8 protein-coding genes and 1 pseudogene are annotated in these 20063 nt (G+C 76.5%); all 9 read right to left on the reverse strand.

Annotated elements, in window-relative coordinates:
* Nucleotides 1-370: 370 nt before the first annotated feature.
* Nucleotides 371-2182: a non-ribosomal peptide synthetase gene (locus tag ACFCX4_RS07805; protein WP_376139736.1), complete on the reverse strand. Its 1812-nt coding sequence runs from the start codon at nt 2180-2182 to the stop codon at nt 371-373.
* Nucleotides 2183-2349: 167 nt separating this feature from the next.
* Nucleotides 2350-6831: an amino acid adenylation domain-containing protein gene (locus tag ACFCX4_RS07810; protein WP_376139737.1), complete on the reverse strand. Its 4482-nt coding sequence runs from the start codon at nt 6829-6831 to the stop codon at nt 2350-2352.
* A 116-nt stretch (nt 6832-6947) separates the two neighbouring features.
* Nucleotides 6948-11684: an amino acid adenylation domain-containing protein gene (locus tag ACFCX4_RS07815; protein ID WP_376139738.1), complete on the reverse strand. Its 4737-nt coding sequence runs from the start codon at nt 11682-11684 to the stop codon at nt 6948-6950.
* Between the two features lie 291 nt (nt 11685-11975).
* Nucleotides 11976-13235 carry a glutamate synthase-related protein gene (locus ACFCX4_RS07820; RefSeq protein WP_376139739.1) on the reverse strand — a complete coding sequence of 420 codons (1260 nt, stop codon included), beginning with the start codon at nt 13233-13235 and terminating at the stop codon, nt 11976-11978.
* A 52-nt stretch (nt 13236-13287) separates the two neighbouring features.
* On the reverse strand, nt 13288-14298 hold the full coding sequence (locus tag ACFCX4_RS07825) for an asparagine synthetase A (protein WP_376139740.1): 1011 nt from the start codon (nt 14296-14298) through the stop codon (nt 13288-13290).
* Nucleotides 14295-15656: a methylaspartate mutase gene (locus ACFCX4_RS07830; RefSeq protein ID WP_376139741.1), complete on the reverse strand. Its 1362-nt coding sequence runs from the start codon at nt 15654-15656 to the stop codon at nt 14295-14297. The genes ACFCX4_RS07825 and ACFCX4_RS07830 overlap by 4 nt, the downstream gene beginning before the upstream one ends.
* A gap of 125 nt (nt 15657-15781) precedes the next feature.
* Nucleotides 15782-16234, reverse strand: a pseudogene (locus ACFCX4_RS07835) (cobalamin B12-binding domain-containing protein); the annotation flags it as partial.
* Nucleotides 16235-16379: 145 nt separating this feature from the next.
* Complete coding sequence (locus tag ACFCX4_RS07840) at nt 16380-17639, reverse strand: helix-turn-helix domain-containing protein (protein WP_376139742.1); 1260 nt, start codon at nt 17637-17639, stop codon at nt 16380-16382.
* 390 nt (nt 17640-18029) lie between these two features.
* A complete protein-coding gene (locus ACFCX4_RS07845) occupies nt 18030-19673 on the reverse strand; it encodes an alkaline phosphatase D family protein (protein WP_376139743.1) in 1644 nt (547 codons plus the stop codon).
* Between the last annotated feature and the right edge of the window lie 390 nt (nt 19674-20063).

Raw genomic sequence — 20063 nt, forward strand, 5'->3', positions numbered from 1 at the left:
AGCGGCGGACGCGGGGCGTCGCCGACGGACGGATTCTCCGGCCTGCCCGAGGCTGCCCCGCCGGCCCGGGTGGCCGGCGCCCGGCCCACCGGGGCGACGGGCGAGCGGTGCGGGGCGACGTCCACCGCCGGCGCGGCCGACGGCCGGGCGGAGGCCGGCGGGCGCACGGGCGGGAACGAACCGGCCCGCGACCGGGCGGCCGCGGCCCCGGACACCCCGTCGGCCGCCACCGGAACAGCCACGTCCACGGCCGGCGCGGCCGACGACCGGGCCGCGGAGTCCGCCACCGCCGGCGTCGAACCCCCGCCGCCGGGGCCCGCGGATCGCGGGAACGGGCCGGTCCCCGGACGGCCGGCCACCGAACGGCCGGTCATCGGACGGCCGGGCGGCGGGCGGTGAGGGCGGGGCGGGCGGCGGCCGGGCCGGCGGCCGCGGCCTGCCGGACGGCCGCCGTGAACGCGGCCAGGTCGGCGGCGTCCAGCAGGTGGCGCAGCTGGAGTTCGACGTCGAGCTTGCGGCGCAGCAGGTGGACGACGCGCAGGGCGGCGAGCGAGTGGCCGCCGAGGGTGAGGAAGTCGTCGGTGGGCAGCACCTCGGGGACGCCGAGCACGGTGCGCCACACCTCGGCGACCTGCTCCTCCACTCCCCCGCCCGCGTCGGCCGGTGCCGCCCCGGCGGCGGGTGCGGGCAGGGCGCGGTGGTCGGTCTTGCCGTTGGGGGTGAGCGGCATCGCGTCCAGGACGGTGAGCGTGGCCGGGACGAGGTGCGCGGGCAGGGTGCGGCGCAGGGCGGCCAGCAGGTCGGCGGGGGCGGTCGCCGCCGGGCCGGTGACGTAGGCGGCCAGCCGGGTGTCCCCGGGCGCGGGCTCGTGCACGGTCACGGCGGCGGCGGTGACGCCGTCGAGTGCCGCCACGGCGTGCTCGACCTCGCCGAGTTCGACCCGGAAGCCCCGCAGCTTGACCTGCCGGTCCACCCGGCCGACGTACTCCAGCAGGCCCTCCGGGGAGCGGCGGGCCTGGTCGCCGGTGCGGTACATCCGGGTGCCGGGCTCCGGGGCGAACGGGTCGGCGACGAAGCGGCCGGCCGTCAGCCCGGGCTGTCCGGCGTAGCCGTGCGCCACCCGGGGGCCGGCGAGGTAGAGCTCGCCGACCGTGCCGGGTCCGGTGACCGGGGCGAGCCGCTCGTCCAGGAGGTGGACGCGCATGCCGGGCAGCGGGTCGCCCAGGTGCGGGCCGGGTCCGGTGATCGGGGTGGCGACGGCGTCGACGGTGCACTCGGTCGGCCCGTAGAGGTTGAAGGCGTCGATGCCGCCGTCGGCGAGCTCGCGCCAGGTGCGCTCGGGGACGGGCTCGCCGCCCATGAGGAGCCGCGGGACGGCCGCGCCGGCGCCGAGCAGCGGCTCGCGCAGCAGCTGCCAGTGGGAGGGCGTCAGGTCGAGGTCGGTGACGGCGTGCTCGGCGAGCAGCGCGGCCAGCCGGACCGGGTCGGCGCGCCGGGCGTCGTCGACGAGGACGAGGGTGTCGCCCCGGCAGATCCGGATCCACTGCTGGACGGAGGCGTCGAAGGAGACGCTGGCGTTCCAGGCGACGACGGACGGTCCGGGCCGGTAGACGCCGATCGCCTCCAGACCGGCGGCGAGGTCGGCGACGGCGCCGTGCGGCACCTCGACGCCCTTGGGGCGGCCGGTGGAGCCGGAGGTGAAGATGACGTAGGCGGGGTCCAGCGGGTGCGGGGCGGCCGGGTCGGCGGCGGGTGCCCCGGGTGCGGCGGCGTCCGGGCGCAGCACCTCGACCCCGGCGGGGACGGGCGGGGCCGGGTCGGCGCTGACCACGGCGGTGAGGCGGGCGTCGGCGGCGGTGGAGGCGGTGCGCTCGGCGGGGTAGGCGGGGTCGAGGGGGACGTACGCGGCGCCCGCCCGCCAGACGGCGAGCAGCGCGACCGGCAGGTCGAGGGTGCGGGCGAGGTGGACGCCGACCCGGTCGCCGCGCCGTACGCCGCGGGCGCGCAGGGCGGCGGCGAGGGCGGCGGTGCGGCGGTCCAGGGCGGCGAAGTCGAGGCTGCCGTCGGCGGCGTGCACGGCGGGGCGGTCGGGGTGGGCGGCGACGGCGGCGCGCAGCCGGGTCAGCAGGTCCGCGGCGGCGGTGGAGGGCGCGGCGGTGGCCGGCTCCGCGAAGGTGGTCATGACGGGGCACTCCTCGGTGAAGGCGGAAGGAAGAAGATGGGGAGGGAGCGGGAGCGAGCGGGGGGAAGGAGGGCGGGGGCCGGGGTGGAACGGTGCTGCCCGATGCCGGACGGGGGCCTCGGCGGGGGCCGGGGCCCGGCGCGCGCCGCCGGACCCCGGCGGCCCCGTCAGACCCCGGCGGCCAGGCGGGCCAGGGCCGCCGCGTAGGTGTCGATGAACTCCTCCGCCGTGGCGTCGTCCACCAGCGCCCGCTGGTGGTCCACGGCGAGCAGCACCCGCCGGGTGACCGGGTCCTGGATCAGCGAGGCCCCGAAGGTGAAGCTGTTGGGCTCGTGCCGGTAGGTGGGTTCGGTGCCGATCCGGCCGTCCTCGATGCGGGCCGAGCTGAGCCGGCCGAGGGCGTGGAAGCGCAGGTAGCCGAACTGGCTGTCGAGCGCGGTGTCGGCCATCATCCGGGCGAGCCGGGCGAACGGCACCCGGCGGTGCGGCATCATGTCGAGCTCCTCGCGGTGGACGTGCCGCACCAGCGCGGCCAGGTCCTCCCCCGGTTCGGCGACCAGCGGGACGGTGTTGAGGAACAACCCGTACACCTCGGTGCCGCCGAGCCGTTCCAGCCGGCCGTTCATCGCCAGCCCGGTGGTGACCCGGCGCCGTCCGGTGATCCGGGCGAGGGCGTGCAGGTGGGCGGCGAGGGCGACGGACTTGACCGGGACGGCGAGCGCGTCGGCGACGGCGCGCAGCTGTCCGGGGGCGTCCGGCAGGACCCGTTCGACGGTGCGCGGCAGCTCGTGGACGTCCTCGCTGCCGGGCCAGAGCTGGCCCGTGGCGCCGTCGAGGCGCCGGTGCCAGTAGGCGAGCGAGTCCGGGTCGGCGGCCGCGTCCCGTTCGACGGCCACGAAGTCGCGGAACGCGGTGCGCGGCGGCGGGGCGGGTGCGGAGGCCGGGTCGGCGGCGAGTTCGGTGTGCCGTTCGAGGATCTCGGTGAGCAGGGAGGTGAAGCTCCAGCCGTCGAGGATCGCGTGGTGCTCGGAGATCGTGAGCTGGAAGGCGTGGTCGGCGAGGCGCTGCACGGTGATCCGGAACAGCGGGGGCGCGGCCAGGTCGAACGGCCGGTCGCGGTGGTGCTCGAAGACGGCGCGGACGGCGTCGTCCTGTTCGCCGGCCGGGCGCCCGCGCAGGTCGGCGAACTCGACCGGGGCGGGCAGGGTGCCGTGCACCAGCTGGAGCGGTTCGCCGTAGCCGGAGAGGTCGAGGCCGGTGCGGAGCACGGCGTGCCGGGCCATCGCCTCGTTGACGGAGCGGTGGAACGCGGTGGTGTCGAGGTCGCCGGCGATCCGGTAGGAGTTGACGTTGTGGTAGCTGTCGGTGCCGCCGGCCACCTCCATGTGGAAGACCATGGAGAGCTGCATGGAGACCATCGGGTAGGCGTCGGTGATGCCGGGCGGCAGCTCGGCCCGGTCGTCCTCGTCGAGGAGGGCGAACGGCCGGCCGGCCCGGGGGTCGGTCACGGCGGGCCGGGCCAGTGGCAGCAGGGCGGCGACGGTGGGCGCGTTGAAGACGTCGCGCAGGGAGACCTGCCAGCCGCGGTCGTGCAGGACGCCGGCCAGCTGGACGGCGCGGATGGAGTCGCCGCCGAGGTGGAAGAAGTCGTCGTGGACGCCGATCCCGGGTACCCCGAGCACCTCCGTCCAGACGCCGGCGAACAGTTCCTCCTCCGGGGTGCGCGGTTCGACGGGCCGGCCGGTCCGCCCGGGTGCGGCGCGCCCGGGGTCGGGCAGCGCGGCCCGGTCGACCTTGCCGTTGACGGTGAGCGGCAGGGCGTCCAGGACGGTGACGCTCGCCGGGACCATGTACGCGGGCAGCGAGCGGCCGAGGAAGCCGCGCAGGTCGTCGGGGGCGCGTCCGGTGACGTAGGCGGCGAGCCGGTCGTCGTGGACGGTGACCACGCAGGCGTCGACGTCCGGATGGGCGGCCAGGGCGTTCTCGATCTCGCCGAGTTCGATCCGGAAGCCGCGCAGCTTGACCTGGAGGTCGGCCCGGCCGACGTACTCCAGGCCGCCGTCCGGGAGCCGCCGGGCGACGTCGCCGGTGCGGTAGAGGCGGGCGCCGGGCGGGCCGGCCGGGTCGGCGACGAAGCGGCCGGCGGTGAGGCCGGGGCGGCCCCAGTAGCCGTGGGCGAGGCTGCCGCCGCCGATGTACAGCTCGCCGGGGACGCCGGGCGGGCAGGGGCGCAGCCAGTCGTCGAGGACGGCGGCGCTCAGGTGCGCCATGGGTTCGCCGATCAGGCTGCGTTCGAACCCGGCGCCGCCCCCGGCGACGTCGTGGACGGTGACGTGCACGGTGGTCTCGGTGATGCCGTAGAGGTTGCAGAGCCGGGCGGGCGGCAGCGGGTCCAGCTCGTGCCAGCGCTGGACGACACCGGGGTCCAGGGCCTCGCCGCCGAGCATGATCCAGCGCAGTGCGGGCAGCGCGCGGGGGCGGCGGCGCAGGGCCGGTTCGAGCTGGCGCAGCGCGGAGGGGGTGAGGCAGAGGTGGGTGACGCGCTGCTCGTCGAGGAGTTCGGCGAACTCCTCGGGCGAGCGGCTGGTGAGGTAGGGCACCACGAGCAGGCGGGCGCCGTGCAGCAGCGCGCCCCAGAGTTCCCACACCGTCCAGTCGAAGGCGTAGCTGTGGAAGAGCGTCCAGGTGGTGCCGGGACCGAAGCCGAAGTGGTCGCGGCCGGAGTCCAGCAGGCGGCTGACGTGTTCGTGGGCGACGGCGACGCCCTTGGGGCGGCCGGTGGAGCCGGAGGTGAAGATGAGGTAGGCGAGGTCGCCGGGGCGGCCGGCGGCGGGCGGGCGGGTGTCGGGGTGGGCGGCGATCTCGGCGGCGCGGGCGGTCAGGTCGAGGGTCTGCCAGGGGCCTTCGGGGGCGCGGTCGGGGCGGTCGGTGAGGACGGCGGTGACGGCGGTGTCGCCGAAGACCAGGGCGGCCCGGTCGGCGGGGGCGGCGAGGTCGACCGGCACGTAGGCGGCGCCGGTCTTGAGGACGGCGAGGATCGCGACGGGGACGGCGGCGGTGCGTTCCAGCAGCAGGCCGACCCGGTCGCCGGGGCGGACGCCGCGGGCCCGCAGGGTGTGGGCCAGGCGGTTGGCGCGGCGGTCGAGTTCGGCGTAGTCGAGGGTCTGCTGCCCGTCGCTGACGGCGGGCCGGTCGCCGTGGGCGTCCGCGGCCCGTTCGAAGAGGTGGTGCAGGCAGTGCCCGGCGGTCGGGCGGGCGGGGCGGGTGCCGCCGGCGGGGGCGGCGGTGAGCCGGCGGACGGTGGCGTCCGGGTCGGCGAGGGCGGCGTCCAGCAGGGCCGCGTAGTCGGCGGCGAGGCGGCGGACGGTGGCGGCGTCGAAGAGGTCGGCGCTGTACTCGGCCTCGCCGCGCAGCTCGCCGCCGTCGCCGTTCCCGTCGCCGTCGTCGCCGGTGGGCTCGAAGACGGACCAGGTGAGGTCGAACTTGCTGGTTCCGTTGGAGCGGACGGTGCGCCGGGCGGTGGCCGGGCCGAGGGCGAGCGGGGCGCGGTCCTCGCCGTGGGCGCCGAACACCACCTGGACCAGCGGCGGGTGCTGCGCGGTGCGGGCGGTGCCGAGGTGGTCGACCAGCTGGTCGAACGGGACGTCGAGGTAGCCGAAGGCGTCGAAGGCGCCGTCCTGGATGTCGGCGACCAGCCCGCGGAACGGCACGCCGGGGGCGAGCCGGATGCGCAGCGGCAGCAGGTTGACGAAGTAGCCGAGCAGGTCGGCGAGTTCGGGACGGTTCCGGGTGGTGACCGGGGTGCCGACGAGCAGGTCGTCGGCACCGGTCCAGCGGTTGAGCAGCAGCGCGAAGGCCGCGAGCTGGACGGTGAACGGGGTGACGCCCTCCTGTTCGGCGAGGGCCCGGACCCGGGCGGCGGTGCCGGGGGCGAGACCGAAGTGCTCGGTGGCGCCGTGCCGGCCGCGTTCGGCGGGCCGGGGCCGGTCGCCGGGCAGTTCGAGCAGGGTGGGGGCGCCGTCGAGACGGTCCTTCCAGTAGGCGAGGTGCTCCTCGTAGGAGGTGTGCCGCTCCTCCTCGGCCCAGTCGGCGTACTGGGTGGCGAGGGCCGGCAGTTCCGGCGCCCTCCCCTCGGCGAACACCCGGTAGTGATAGGCGAGTTCGCGTTCGAAGAGGTCGGCCGACCAGCCGTCCCAGATGATGTGGTGGACGACGAACAGCAGGGTGGTGCGCTCCTCGTCGAGCCGGAACGCCTCGGCGCGCAGCAGCGGTCCGGCCGCGAGGTCGAACGGCTCGGCGGCCCGGTCGGCGATCAGCTCCTCGGCGCGCCGGGCCCGTTCGGACTCCGGGAGGGCGCGCAGGTCGGTGACGGCGAGCGGCACCCGCAGGGCGGGGTGGACGTGCTGGCGGGGGCCGTCGGGGTGCAGCGCGAAGGTGGTGCGCAGCGCCTCGTGCCGGGCGGTGACGGCGTCCAGCGCCCGGGCCAGCAGATCGGGGTCGAGCGGGCCGGTGACCTCGTACGTCCAGGGGGTGGTGTAGGTGGTGGCCCGCGGGTCGAGGCGGTCGAGGAACCAGAGTCCGCGCTGGAGGCCGGAGACGGGCGCGCTGCGCGCCGGTTCGGTGGCCGCGGGGGCGTCGGCGGGGCGCACGGCCTCGCTCCCTTCGTACGGTCGGGGGTGCGGACGGGGGCCGGAGCCGGTGGCGGGTCCGGTGGCGGGGCGGGCGGCGGGGCGGGCGGCGGTACCGGCGGCCGGGCGGGCCGCCATCAGGAGGCCAGCCGTTCGGCGATGGCCTCCACGGTGCGGCCGCGGAACACCACGTGCGGCGGGACCCGGGTGCCGGTCTGCTGCGAGAGCTTCATGGCGACCCGGACGGCGGCCAGCGAGTTCCCGCCGATGCGGAAGAAGTTGGTGTCCGGCCCGAGGTCGTCCGGCAGGTCCAGGACGGCCCGCACCGCGTCGGCGACCAGCCGCTGGTGCGGGGTCAGCGGGTCGGCCGGGGCCTCGGAGCGGGGCCCGGCGGGGGCCGGCAGGGCCCGGCGGTCGACCTTGCCGTTGGGGTTGAGCGGCAGCGCGGCGAGCACGTCGACGGTCGCCGGCACCATGTGCTCGGGCAGCAGTGCCGCCAGGTGGTCCAGCAGCGCCTCCGGGCGGGTGCCGTCCGCCCCGGCGTCCAGGGTGACGTAGGCGGCCAACCGGTGGTCCCCGGGCGCGGGCTCGTGGACGGTGACGGCGGCCTCCCGCACGGCGGGGTGGCGGGTCAGCGCGTCCTCGATCTCGCCGGGCTCGACCCGGAAGCCGCGGATCTTCACCTGGTCGTCGATCCGGCCGGTGATCTCCAGCAGCCCGTCGGGCCGCCGGTGGCCGAGGTCGCCGGTGCGGTAGAACCGTTCGCCGGGGGCGCCGAAGGGGGCGGCCACGAAGCGTTCGGCGGTCAGCCCGGGCCTGCCGAGGTAGCCGTGGGCGAGGCCGCCGCCGGCCGCGTACAGCTCGCCGGTGGTGCCGTCCGGCACGGGGCGCAGCAGCTCGTCGAGGACGTGCACCGCCTTGCCGTGCAGCGGCCGGCCGATCGGGATGGTGCTGCCCGCGGCGTCCTCCCGGGTCGCCCGGTGGCAGGTGGTGAGGCCGAGGCTCTCGACCGGGCCGTAGCCGTTGGCGACGACCATCCGCGGGTACTGGTCGAGCGCCTTGCCGACGTGGGTGACGGAGGCGCGCTCACCCGCCGTGAAGGCCACCCGGAGCCCGTCGTAGGTCTCCGGGAACTCCTCCAGCAGGAAGTTGAACAGGCTGGCGGAGAGCTGGAGCTGGGTGACGCCGTGGCGCCGGGTGAGTTCGGCGATGGCCTGCGGGTCGGGCCGCTGGCCGGGCTGCAGCACGCAGACGCCGCCGAAGGCGAGCGCGCCGTACAGCTCCAGGGCGAAGGCGTCCCAGGAGACCGGGGAGCACTGCAGCCAGACCTCCCCGGGCCCGAAGCGGGCGTAGTCCTGGCCGAGGTAGGTGGCGGTGAGCGCGCGGTGCGGCACCGCGACGCCCTTGGGGCGGCCGGTGGAGCCGGAGGTGAACATCACGCAGGCGAGGTCCTCGCCGGTGACCGGCAGGCCCGGGTCGTGGCCGGGGCGGGCGCCGATCGCGGCGGCCTCGGCGTCCAGGTCGAGGTGGCGGGCGACCGGGAACGGCGGACTCGTCCGGCGGTGGGTGACCAGCAGGGCGGCGGAGCTGTCGGCGACCGCGCCGGCCAGCCGGTCGGCCGGGAAGTCCGGGTCGAGCAGGGTGTAGGCGGCGCCGGTCTTGAGCGCGGCGAGCAGCGCGACCACCAGGTCCGGGCCGCGTTCGACCAGCACGGCGACGGTGTCGCCGCGCCCGGTGCCGGCCTCGGCCAGGTGGTGGGCGAGGCGGTTGGCCCGGGTGTTCAGCTCGCCGTAGGAGAGGCGCCGGTCGCCGGAGACCACCGCGAGCGCCTCCGGCGAGCCGGCCGCCCGGGCCTCGAACAGGGCGTGCACCGGCGCCCCGACGGCGGTGGCGAGGGTGCCCAGCCAGGCCTCGCAGAGCTCGGCCATGGTGGCGGCGTCGAACAGGTCGCAGTCGTACTCGAAGCGGCCGGTGAAGTCGGTGCCCCGGTCGTCGACCGAGATCGACAGGTCGAAGCGGGAGACCGGGTTGGAGTGCAGCTCCCGGGTCACCTCGGTGCCGCCGATGCGCAGCGGCCGGGTGTCCAGCGGGTGCAGCTCCAGCAGCACCTGGCAGAGCGGGTTGCGGTTCTCGGCCCGGTCGTCCGGGTGGTCCTCGAAGGCGGCGGCCGCGATGTCGTCGAACGGCGCCTCCTGGTGGCGGTAGCCGGCGATCGCCACCTCGCGGACGTGCCGGACCAGCTCGCGGAAGTCCATGCTCTCGTCGAGCCGCACCCGCAGCGGCAGCAGGTTGACGAAGTAGCCGATCAGCGCGTCGAGTTCGGCCCGGCCTCGGACGCTCACCGGGGAGCCGAGCACCAGGTCGCGCCGGCCGGTGCGGCGGTGCAGGGTGAGTGCGAGCCCGGCCAGCAGCACCATGAACGGGGTGGCGTCCTCGCTGCGGGCCAGCGCGCGGACGGCCTCGGCGACCGGGCGCGGCATCGCGAAGCGGTGGAAGTCGCCGCGGAAGCGCTGGACCTCGGGCCGGGGCCGGTCGGTGGGCAGCACGGGCTCGGTCGGGGCGCCGGCCAGGTGCTCGCGCCAGTGGGCCAGCCGGCGTTCGGCGGCGGCCTCGTCCCGGTACTGCCAGGCGCTGTGGTCGGCGTACTGGACCGGCGGCTCGGGCAGGCCGGCCTCCCGGCCCTCGGCCAGCGCCTCGTACAGGGCGGCGAGTTCGCCCTCCAGCACGGGCAGCGAGCCCTCGTCCCAGACGATGTGGTGGCAGAGCAGCAGCAGGGTGGCGGTGCCGCCCGTGCGGTAGAGGTGGGCGCGGACCAACGGCCCGGTCTCCAGGTCGAAGGGCACCAGCGCGGCCTCGGCCACCAGGGCGCCGACCCGGTCGGGGTCGGTGTCCGTGACGGTGAACGGCACGTCGGCGGCGGGGTGGATCAGCTGCCGGGGGCCGTCCTCGGTGAGTTCGAAGGTGGTGCGCAGCGCCTCGTGCCGCTCCGCCACGCCGGTCAGCGCGCGGTGCAGCAGCTCCGGGTCGACCGGGCCGGCGAAGCGGAACACCCAGGGGACCACGTAGGTCGGCGCGCCCGGGTTCCACTGGTCGAGGAACCAGAGGCCGCGCTGGTACTTGGACAGCGGCGCGGAGCCGGCCCCGGACCGGGTCAGCGGCGGGCGCTCGCCCTCGGCGGAGGCGGTGACGGCGGCGGCGAACCCGGCGAGGGTCGGGGCGTCGAAGATCAGGTACGGGGAGATCATCCCGAAGACGTCGAAGACCCGGCCGACCACCCGCACGGCGGTCAGCGAGTCCCCGCCCAGGTGGAAGAAGTTGTCGTCGGCGCCGACCTCGGGCACACCGAGCACGTCCGCCCAGACGGCGGCGATCAGCTGCTCGGCGGGCGTGCGCGGCGGGCGGCGGCCGGCCGGGGCGGCGGCGGGCGCGGCCTGCGGTGCGGGCAGGGCGGCGCGGTCGACCTTGCCGCCGGCCGTCAGCGGGAAGGCGGCCAGCGGGGTGACGGTGGCCGGGACCATGTGCTCGGGCAGCTGCCCGGCGAGGTGGGCGCGCAGCGCGTCGGGATCGGGGGCCTCGCCCGTGACGTACGCGGCGAGCCGGCCCTCGTGGGCGACGACCACGGCGCCGGCGACGCCGGGGCGGGCGGCGAGGAGCTGCTCGATCTCGCCGGGCTCGACGCGGAAGCCGCGGATCTTCACCTGGTGGTCGGCGCGGCCGACGAACTCCAGGGCGGCTCCGGCGGACTCCTGGCGGACCACGTCGCCGGTGCGGTACATCCGGGCTCCGGGCCCGGGGGCGAACGGGTCGGCGAGGAACCGGGCGGCGGTCTCGCCGGGGCGGCCGTGGTAGCCGGAGGCGAGCAGCGAACCGCCCAGGTAGAGCTCGCCGGCCGCGCCGGGGGCGACCGGGCGGAGGCGGTCGTCGAGCACGTACGCGCGGCGGTCGCCGAGCGGGGTGCCGATCGGGACGACGGCCGCCCCGGCGGACGGGCCGGCCAGTTCGTGCGTGGTGGCGGTGATCACGGTCTCGGTCGGCCCGTAGGCGTTGAGCAGCGGCACACCGGTGGCGGCCCACCAGGAGGCGGCGGCCCCGGGGTGGAGCCGGTCGCTGCCGGAGATCATCAGCCGCAGGGTGCGCGGGGCCCGCCCCGGACCGCGGTCGCGCAGGGCCGGGACCAGCTCCTGGAAGTAGCCGGCCGGCAGGTTGGCGACGGTGACGCCCTCGGTGTCCAGCAGCTCCAGCAGGGCCTCCGGGGCCAGCAGCCGGCGCTCCGGGACGACCAGGCAGGCGCCGACGGACAGGGCGGTGAGGGTCTGCTCCAGGGAGACGTCGACGGTCGGGCGGGCGAGGTGCAGGACGACGTCGTCGGCGGTGAGGCCGAAGCGGTCGACGGCGGCGGCGAGGTGGCCGGTCAGCGCGGCCAGCGGGACGTGCACGCCCTTGGGGCGGCCGGTGGTGCCGGAGGTGTAGACGAGGTACCCGGGGGCCGCCGCGCCCTCCCCCGCGGCCCGGTGGCCGGTGGGCGGGCCGTCGGCGGGCGCGCCGCCGGGGGCGGTGGTGAGCGTGCCGTCGGTGAGCTCCAGCACGGCGCCGGCGTCCTCGCGGATCCAGCGGTTGCGCTCCTCGGGGGCCTCCCGGTCCAGCGGCAGGCAGACGGCCCCGGCCCGGAGGGCGGCGAGCAGACCGACCAGGTGCTCCAGCCGGTCGCGGCCGGTGACGGCCACCGTCCGCCCGGGGGTGATCCGGGCGGCGAGCGCGCCGCTCAGCTCGTCCAGCTCCCGGTAGCTGACGGTCCGGACGCCGAGCCGTACGGCCGGCCGGTCCGGGAACCGGCGCGCGACGGACAGGAAGGGAAAACCTCGAAACTCCATCATCCAACCCCGATGAATCGACGACGCTGCGGGCAGTGGTTTCGACACTAGGGCGGCTTTCCGGGGCCGATCGGCAGAATTCCCGGAAGACCATCGGCAGTTTCAACTGCCGCTTGCAACACAGGTGTTGGCCGAACGCAACCGGCCCGCCGGGGCGCGCTGAGGCGCCTCGACGGGCTCGGTGGGTGCGACGGCAGGGCGGGGGGGTGCGACGGCAGGGCGGGGGGCGCGGCGGAACGGGGAATCGGTGGAACGGGGGAACGGAAGAACCGCGGAACGGGACGCGGAATCCGCTCAGGATTCCGGCGGGAAATCGGGGGACCACACATCGGCCCGGTCCAGCGCACCCGGCGCGTACTTCCCCAGGGCGCTGATCAGCAGCCGCAGTTCCAGCGCCAGGCAGTCGGCGAACCGGACCAGCCCGGCCTCCGGGTCCTCGGCGGCGGCCAGCAGCGCCGCGCGGCCCAGACCCACCGCGCGGGCGCCCAGGGCCAGGCTCTTCACCGCCCGGCCGCCCTCCCACATCCGCCCGGAGACCAGCAGGCAGGGCGGCGGCCCCGCCGCCGCGAGCCGGCGCAGGCACTCCGCCAGCGGCAGGCCGACCTGCGCCGGGAAGACGCCCGGCGCCCATCCGGTGCCGCCCTCGGCACCGTCCACGGTGACGGCGTCCGCCCCGGCCTCGGCGGCCACCCGGGCGGCCTCGGCGACGTCCCGGCCGGGGTGCAGCTTCACCCACACCCGGGCCCGCGGGAAGTTGTTGCGCATCAGCCGGACCTGCTGGCGCAGGATCTCCGCCGTGAAGGTGCCGGGCGTACTGGCGCGCAGCACCCGGCCGTCCTCGCCGAGGACCGGGTCGAGGCCGTAGCGGTCGCCGAGCCGGGCCGCGGCGGCGGCGTCCAGCACGGTCATCCCGCCGAGCCCCGGCTTCGCGCCCTGTCCGACCTTCAACTCGAAGGCCAGCCGCCCGGATTCGAGCAGCGGAAGGGCCGCCGGGTCACTGTAGAGGAGGTTCCACACCTCGGCGTCGGCGTCCTCGGTGGACTGCTGGACGGCCACGCCCCCCAGCCCGTCGGGGAGCCGTTCCGCGTAGGCGCGTAGCCGGCCGAGTAGGGCCCGGTCGGCGGCCTCGCCGAGCCGGCCGTAACCGTTCACCGGGACGACGTTCTCGCCGATCACCATCGGCAGGCCGAGCGCGCCCGCCTGCCGGCTCAGCGCGAGGCCGAGGTCCCCGCCGGCCGCCCGGGTGGAGCCGGTCGCGGACACGTAGACCGGCAGCGCGGAGGTGAAACCGCCGATGGCGGTGGTGAGTTCGACGTCGCGGTAGTCGGGCTCGCGGCCCAGGTCGATCAGCTTGGCCAGCCGCTGCGGGACGAACACCGGCGGCACGATCCGCAGCGCGTCCAGCGCGTCCGGCGCACCGTACCGGGCCTGCGGCTCCGCACCGAACAGCACCTGCCCGTACGAGCCGGGCGGCGGGAAGGCCGCGGCCGTCCCGGTCCTGGCCCGCTGCCGGACCTCCTCCTCCGGGAACCCGGGCGCGGTGAGGTCGCTCATGCTCCCGCCCCGCTCCGCCGGGCGCCGCCGGAGCCCCGCTCCCCGCGGGCGCTCACGGCGACACCACCCCCGCCAGCTTCGGGAAGGCGCTGGCCTGCCAGACGGCGTCCAGCCCGGCCACGTAGCGGGTCAGCCGCTCGACGCCGATGCCGAACCCGGCACTGCCGGGCACGCCCTCCCGGACCAGGTCCAGGTACCAGCGGTACTTCTGCGGGTTCTCGCCGGTCTCCCGCATCCGGGTGACGATCTCGGCGTAGTCGTTGGTGCGCTGGCTGCCGCTGCACAGCTCGCCGTAGCCCTCGGCGGCGATCAGGTCGAAGTTGCGCAGCAGACCCGGGTGCTCGGGGTCCTCGCGGTCGTAGAAGCCGCGCGAGCCCTTGGGGTAGTCGGTGACGAAGAACGGCCGGTCGCGCCGCGCCGAGAGCAGCGCCTCGCCGGCCCAGTCGAGTTCGGCGTCGGGGCTCTGCGGGTGCCCGAGCCCCTGGAGCTCGGCGACCGCCCCGGCGTGCCGCATCCGGCCGAAGGAACCCTTCAGCAGTTCGGTGAACGCCTCGACGTCCCGGCCGAGTTCGGCGAACTCCTTGGGCAGTTCGCGGGCCGCGCTGCCGACCATGTGCACCACCAGCTCCTCGACCAGCTGCACGGCGTCGTCCCGGGTGGCGCCGGCCACCTCGACGTCCAGCTGGTGGAACTCGGCCAGGTGGCGGCTGGTCCCGGCGGTCTCCAGCGGCTCCAGCCGCACGTTCGGGGCGATGCAGAAGATCTTGTCGAAGGCCAGCAGCGAGGCCTGCTTGTAGAGGATCGCGCTGGTCATCAGCTTGTAGCGGTGACCGTAGAAGTCGATGTCGACCTGCTTGGAACCGCGCGACCCCGGGTCGGTGACCGGGCCGATGATCGGCGGGAGCAGCTCGGTGAAACCCCGGCCGCGCAGGTGCTCGCGGGCGGCGGAGAGCAGGTGGTGCTGGATCCGCAGCGCGGCGCGGGTGCTCGGGGAGGTCAGGTGGCGGCCGGGGTCCGGGAGCTTCGCTACGGCGGTCGCGGGGGTGGTCCCGTCGGTGGTCATGGCGTGGTGAGTCCCAACTCTCGTGGTGCGGCGGGTGTTCGGTCGGGGTCCGGGGCGTGCGCGGCGCGGCCGTCGTAGGTCCACTGGACGTGCGAGAGCGCGCCGATGAGGTCGGCCGAGCCGAGGATCGGCGGGCGCGGGCCGCCGGAGAGGCCGGCGATCGGCATCGAGCCGACGTCCGACCAGTGCAGCCGCCCGTCCGGCCCGAGCGAGCTGCGGGCCCGTCCGGCGTTGTCGGGGTGCAGGCAGTACGGCACGTCCAGGTAGCCGGCCGCGAAGGCCCGGACGAGGGCCCGGCCGAGGTCGTCGTCCAGCTCCAGGACGGCGCCGATCAGCGCCCGGGCCTCCGCCTCGATGCCGGTGTCGGCGGCGGAGACGGCGACGGCGGGCGGCGGCGGGCCGGTGCGTTCGGCGGCGGCGGCGGCCGCGGCGGTCTCCAGCGCGCGGACGTTCTCGGCGACGGTCGGGATCCGGTGCGCCTCGGCGGTGGTCTTCACGATCAGCCGGGCCGCCCCGGTGCGCACCGCCAGCCGGGCGGCGTCCTCCAGCAGCAGCCGGGCGCCGCCGGGCGTGCGCGGGAACACCCCCATGTAGGCGTACAGCACGAGGTGCCGGTCGACGTCGGGCAGCAGCTCCCCGGCGAGCCGTCCGAGCACCGTCAGCGCCTCCTCGTCCTGCCGGGGGTCGGGCTGCTGGGCGTAGCTGAGCGAGATGCTGCGCAGCCCGTGCTGGCGGAAGAACAGCGCCTCCAGCACGCTCACCGCGATCAGCAGGCTCGGCGGGCAGAGCTGGCCCATCAGACAGCCGCCGAACGTCTCCAGGTGCGGCTCGGCGCCGAACTCCCGGATCGAGGCGAGCAGTTCGCAGCTGCGCCGCCAGCTCTCGACCGCCTCGCGCAGCGGGGTGCGGCTGTACGGCAGGCAGTAGGAGACCGGGCCGCCCTCGGTGGCGTCCAGGCCGGCCGCGAGCAGCGCGCGGACGATGTGCTCCGGCTGGGCCGAGCCGTGCCGGACCTGCACCGGGAAGCCCGGGTGGGCGACGCCGCGCAGCACGGCCCGGGTGACGTCGACCGGGTGGCCCGCGATCGGGTAGCCGTTCAGCCCGGCGCCCCGGGTCAGGGCGCGGCGGGCGGCGGCGAGGTCACCGGTGCGGGTGTAGCTGTCCAGGGTGATGGTGCCGACCGTGACGGCGTCGGCGTCCCGGGTGGCGATCAGGCCGTCGCGCATCCGCAGCGGGTCGGCCATGCCCATCCGGGGCTGGACCACCAGGGCGCCGGCGGACCGGGCCCGGGCCACGAAGGACCCGAAGCCGGTTCTGGCCGGGACGTCCGCGCCCGGGACGGCGGCGGGGCCGGTCACCGCGGCACCCCGGCGGCGGCCGGCGCGGGCAGGACGGGCAGCGCGGCGGCCGGCGCGGGCAGGACGGCGGGCAGCGGAGCCGGCCGCGGGAGGGCCACGGTCCGGGCGGGCGGCGGCGCGGGCGGCAGGGCGGTGGCGGCGGCCCCGGGCAGCGACCGGAGGAAGGAGCGGAACTCGGCGACCGGCCGGCCCTCCTCGAAGACCGCGTCGAACCCGGCGGCGAGCAGCGACCGCTGCCGGCCCGGGTCCCCGGCACCCGCGATGCCGAGCTTGCCGCCGATCACCGTGGGCGTGCCCGCCAGCTCGGGACAGCCCCGCAGCGCGCCGATCACCCGCAGACCGTCGAGGTGGCCGTGCCCGTTGACGCTGCTCAGCACGATGAGGTCCGGGCGGATCCGGCGGCACTCGGAGATGAGCAGCCCGTCCGGCACGCAGGCGCCCAGGTTGGTGACCCGGTGGCCGAGCTCCTCCAGCAGCAGTTGCAGGAAGACCAGGTTCCAGGTGTGCGAGTCCGAGGCCATGGTCGACACGACGACGTCCAGCCCGGCCGGGTCGGCCTCTGCGCGGTGCTGCTCCAACTGGTCCACGGCGCAAACCCTCTGCTGTCGGTGTGGTCGGTGGGTGACGGACAGAACGCTAGGGAGGTTCCAGCGGACGGACCGGCAGCTCGCCCGGCAAGTGACGGGCAGTATCGGCGGGCCCGCCCCCGTCCGGGCGGGGCGCTCAGCTCGCCGTCGCCAGCACCGGGTAGGCGCCGGCCGCGCCGAACAGCCGCCGGCAGAGGTTCAGCACGGTGAACCGGACGCCGTCGCGGGCCGGGACGCTGCGGATCAGCCCGCTCGCCAGCAGCTCGTGCACGGCGGCCAGCGACTCCTGGAGCGGGCGCCCGCTCAGCTCGACGGCGTCCTCGCCCGACCAGTCCCCCGGCTCGGCCGCCAGCCGCTCCAGCAGGTCCCGCTGGCCGAGCGTCAGCCGGTCGAGCGCGGCGTCCAGCGCCTCGCCGAGGCCGCCGCGCCCGCCGGAGCCGGCCGGCGGCGGCCCCAGGTGGAACGGCCCGTCCGCCAGCCGGGCCACCAGCTGGCACGGGGCGAGCACCGTCGACCAGCCGGCCGCCAGCTCCAGGGCGCCCGGCAGGCCGTCGAGCTGCCGGCAGAGCGCGGCCACCGCGGGCGCCTCCTCGGGCTCCAGCCGGTAGCCGGGGCGCAGCCGGCGCAGGTGCGACAGCAGCAGCCGGACGGCCCCCACCTCGGCGAGCGCCGCCGGGTCGTGGTCGAGTTCGGGCCCCGGGGTGGGCAGCGGGGCGAGCGGGATCACCTGGCCGCCGGGCAGCGGTTGCGCCACCCGGGCGGTGATCAGCACCCGCAGACCGGGGCAGCGCTGGAACAGCTCGTCCAGCAGGGCCGGATCGATCCCCGCGTCGGCACCGTCCAGGACCAGCAGGGTGGGGTGGGTGCCGCTCGTCCGGACCAGGTCGGTGCGGCGTTCGGGGCCCATCCCGGGCCGGCACGCCCAGTCGGTCCAGCGGACCGACCAGCGGGCGGTCAGGTGCAGCCGGCGGGCCACCTCCAGCACCAGCCGGGTCTTGCCGACCCCGCCCAGGCCGGCCACGGTGACCAGCCGGTCGCCGTCCACGGCGAGCGCCTCGGTCAGCGCGTCGGTCTCCGCCTCCCGGCCGACGATCGCCCCGCGGGCGACCGGCGGGGCGGCCGGCTCGTCGCGGGGCTCGCCTTCGAGCACCTGGCGGCGCGCGGCCGCCTCGAACACCGTGCGGCTGCGGCCGTCCAGCCGCAGCGCGTCGGCCAGCAGCCGGACCGTCTCCTGCCGGGGGCGCTGGACGCGCCCGCTCTCCATGTCACGGATCGCCCGGACGCTCAGGGTCGCGTGATCGGCGAGGACCTGCTGGGTCAGGCCGATGCGCTCGCGCCGGATCCTGAGCAGCTCTCCGAAGCCCGCCGTCGACTGCAGCGTGTGACCGCCGTCCATGCTCCGTCCGCCTTCCGTGGGTTGGCCAACTACCGGGGACCAGGGGTTCGGGCGGCCGTCCGGCGCGCCGCGGGCGGCGCCGGACGGTGGTGACCGTTCGAACCGTGTTCCCCTCGCCGCCGATGGTCCAGGGCCCGGCTCTACGGCCGATCAACGGCCGATCACCACAGGTTCACGACAGCTCCGCACCGCCCGTGCACCCTCCGGGGAGCGGGGCGCGCGGCAGCACGGCCGGGGGCCGGGCACGGGAACGGCAACGACCCGGCCCGGGCGCACCGCATCGGGGAACGGTACGACCGGGCCGGGGGCCTGGGGGCGGGGCGAAACGGAGCGGCGGGAGGGAACGGCCGGACGGAGCGGCCGGACGGAACGGCGGGACGGAGCCGGGCGTCAGACGCGCTGCATGCCCGGGTTGTAGGCCTCGCTCACGAAGGAGGCGGCGGTGCTCACCGTGCCGCCCGGGCGGGTGATGTGCGAGACCACCCGGTAGTCGGCCCGCGCGTGCTCCTCGTTCAGCGTGATCGCGGTGTAGCCGCGCCGCCCGTCGTAGAACCTCATGTGCGGGTTGGCCGCGGTCAGGGTCGCCCAGTTGCCCGGGTGCTCCTCGCCGTCGCCGTCGCTCGCGATCGAGGTGCCGACGATCTCGACACCGACGGTGCGCGAGTCCGGGTCGTCGAAGTCCCGCTTGACGTCCATCGCGTAGGCGACGTGCACGTCACCGGTGAGGATGACGAGGTTCTCGACCCCGATGTCCTCGGCGCCGGCCAGGAGGCGCTCGCGGGCGGCCGGGTAGCCGTCCCAGGCGTCCATGGACAGCCGGGAGGCCGCCGCGGTGGTGTTCTTGCGGCGCGAGAAGACCACCTGCTGCGGGACGACGTTCCACACCGCCTTCGACTTGCGGAAGCCGTCCATCAGCCAGCGCTCCTGGGTGGCGCCCATCAGGGTGCGCGCCGGGTCCTGGGACTCCGGGGTGGGGAACTGCCAGCCGTCGCCGTTGGCCTGGTCGGAGCGGTACTGGCGGGTGTCGAGGATGTCGAACTGCGCCAGCCGGCCGTAGTGGTGGCGGCGGTACAGCTTGAGGTCGGTGGCCTCCGGCCGGGGCATCCGCAGCGGCATGTTCTCCCAGTACGCGCGGGTGGCGGCGGCCCGCCGGGCGACGAACGCCTCCGGGGACTGGCCCTTCTCGGGGATGCCGGCGGCGTAGTTGTTCTCCACCTCGTGGTCGTCCCAGGTGACGTACCAGGCGTGCGCGGCGTGGGCGGCCTGGAGGTCGGGGTCGGCCTTGTAGAGGGCGTACCGCAGGCGGTAGTCCTCCAGGGTGGTGGTCTCGTGGTTGAACAGCGACGGCAGGGTGCGGTCGGTGTACCGGCGGTCGCCGCCGACGGCGTCGACGCCGTACTCGTAGATGTAGTCGCCGACGTGGAAGACGGCGTCGAGCTCCTCGTCCGCGAGGTGCTTGTAGGCGGTGAAGTAGCCGTCCTCGTAGGCCTGGCAGGAGACCAGGCCGAAGCGGACGTCGTCGACGCGGCGCCCGCGCGCCGGCGAGGTGCGGGTGCGGCCGGCCGGGCTGACCCAGTCGCCGACCTTGAAGCGGTACCAGTACACGCGGTCCGCGTCGAGGCCGTCGGCGTCGACGTGCACCGTGTAGTTGAACTCGGCGTACGCCTTGGCGGTGCCGCGCCGGGCCACCTTGCGGAACCGGTCGTCCCGGGCGATCTCCCAGTCGACCCTCACCACGCCGGCCGGCGGGAGGCCGTTGCCGGGCTCCAGCGGACGCGGGGCGAGGCGGGTCCAGAGCACCACGGCGTCGCTGAGCGCGTCACCGGAGGCGACGCCGAGGGTGAACGGGTTCTCGGTCAGCGTGCGGGGCGCGATCTCGGCGTCGGCCGCGTGGGCGCCCGGCAGGTTGGTGGTGAACGCCAGTGCGGCGGCGGCCGAGGTGACGGTCAGGAAGCGGCGGCGGCCGATCCCGAGCCGGGTCGCGGCCTCCCGGAACTGCCGGTCCTGCGGGGCCAAGTCGTCTGTGCGGGCCATGGATCTGGGCTGCCTTCCGTACGCTGGGCGGGACCGGCGGGGCACCGGCTGTGTACGGAGGGGATTGGACCGGCCCGCCCCGTACGGGGGGCGTCGGAGTTTCGGCGGGCGAGTGATCATCAGGTGATCAGAGCGCCCGAACCGGACAATCGGATGATTCCGGCCGTCGGCCGCGAGCGGCCTACGGCGGGCCGCGGACGGCGGCGGCGCACGGCGGGGCGCGGTCCCGGCCGGCGGGGGAACACCGCCGGACTTCCTACCGGGTGGGGCGGCCGGCGCGGACCCGCCCGCCCCACCAGGCCCGCGGGTCGTGCCCGTCCGCCGGCGGACGGGCACCGCCCGTCCCTCCACCGCGCACGGGTGGCCGGTCGGCCGCACGGGCTCCCGGCC

The organism is Kitasatospora sp. NPDC056327 (assembly GCF_042261735.1).
In the GTDB taxonomy this organism is placed as follows: Bacteria; Actinomycetota; Actinomycetes; order Streptomycetales; family Streptomycetaceae; genus Kitasatospora.

Coding starts and splice junctions, on each gene's coding strand:
- ACFCX4_RS07805 (WP_376139736.1), bottom strand. CDS start 2,182: ATGACCACCTTCGCGGAGCCGGCCACCGCCGCGCCCTCCACCGCCGCC.
- ACFCX4_RS07815 (WP_376139738.1), bottom strand. CDS start 11,684: ATGATGGAGTTTCGAGGTTTTCCCTTCCTGTCCGTCGCGCGCCGGTTC.
- ACFCX4_RS07820 (WP_376139739.1), bottom strand. CDS start 13,235: ATGAGCGACCTCACCGCGCCCGGGTTCCCGGAGGAGGAGGTCCGGCAG.
- ACFCX4_RS07825 (WP_376139740.1), bottom strand. CDS start 14,298: ATGACCACCGACGGGACCACCCCCGCGACCGCCGTAGCGAAGCTCCCG.
- ACFCX4_RS07840 (WP_376139742.1), bottom strand. CDS start 17,639: ATGGACGGCGGTCACACGCTGCAGTCGACGGCGGGCTTCGGAGAGCTG.
- ACFCX4_RS07845 (WP_376139743.1), bottom strand. CDS start 19,673: ATGGCCCGCACAGACGACTTGGCCCCGCAGGACCGGCAGTTCCGGGAG.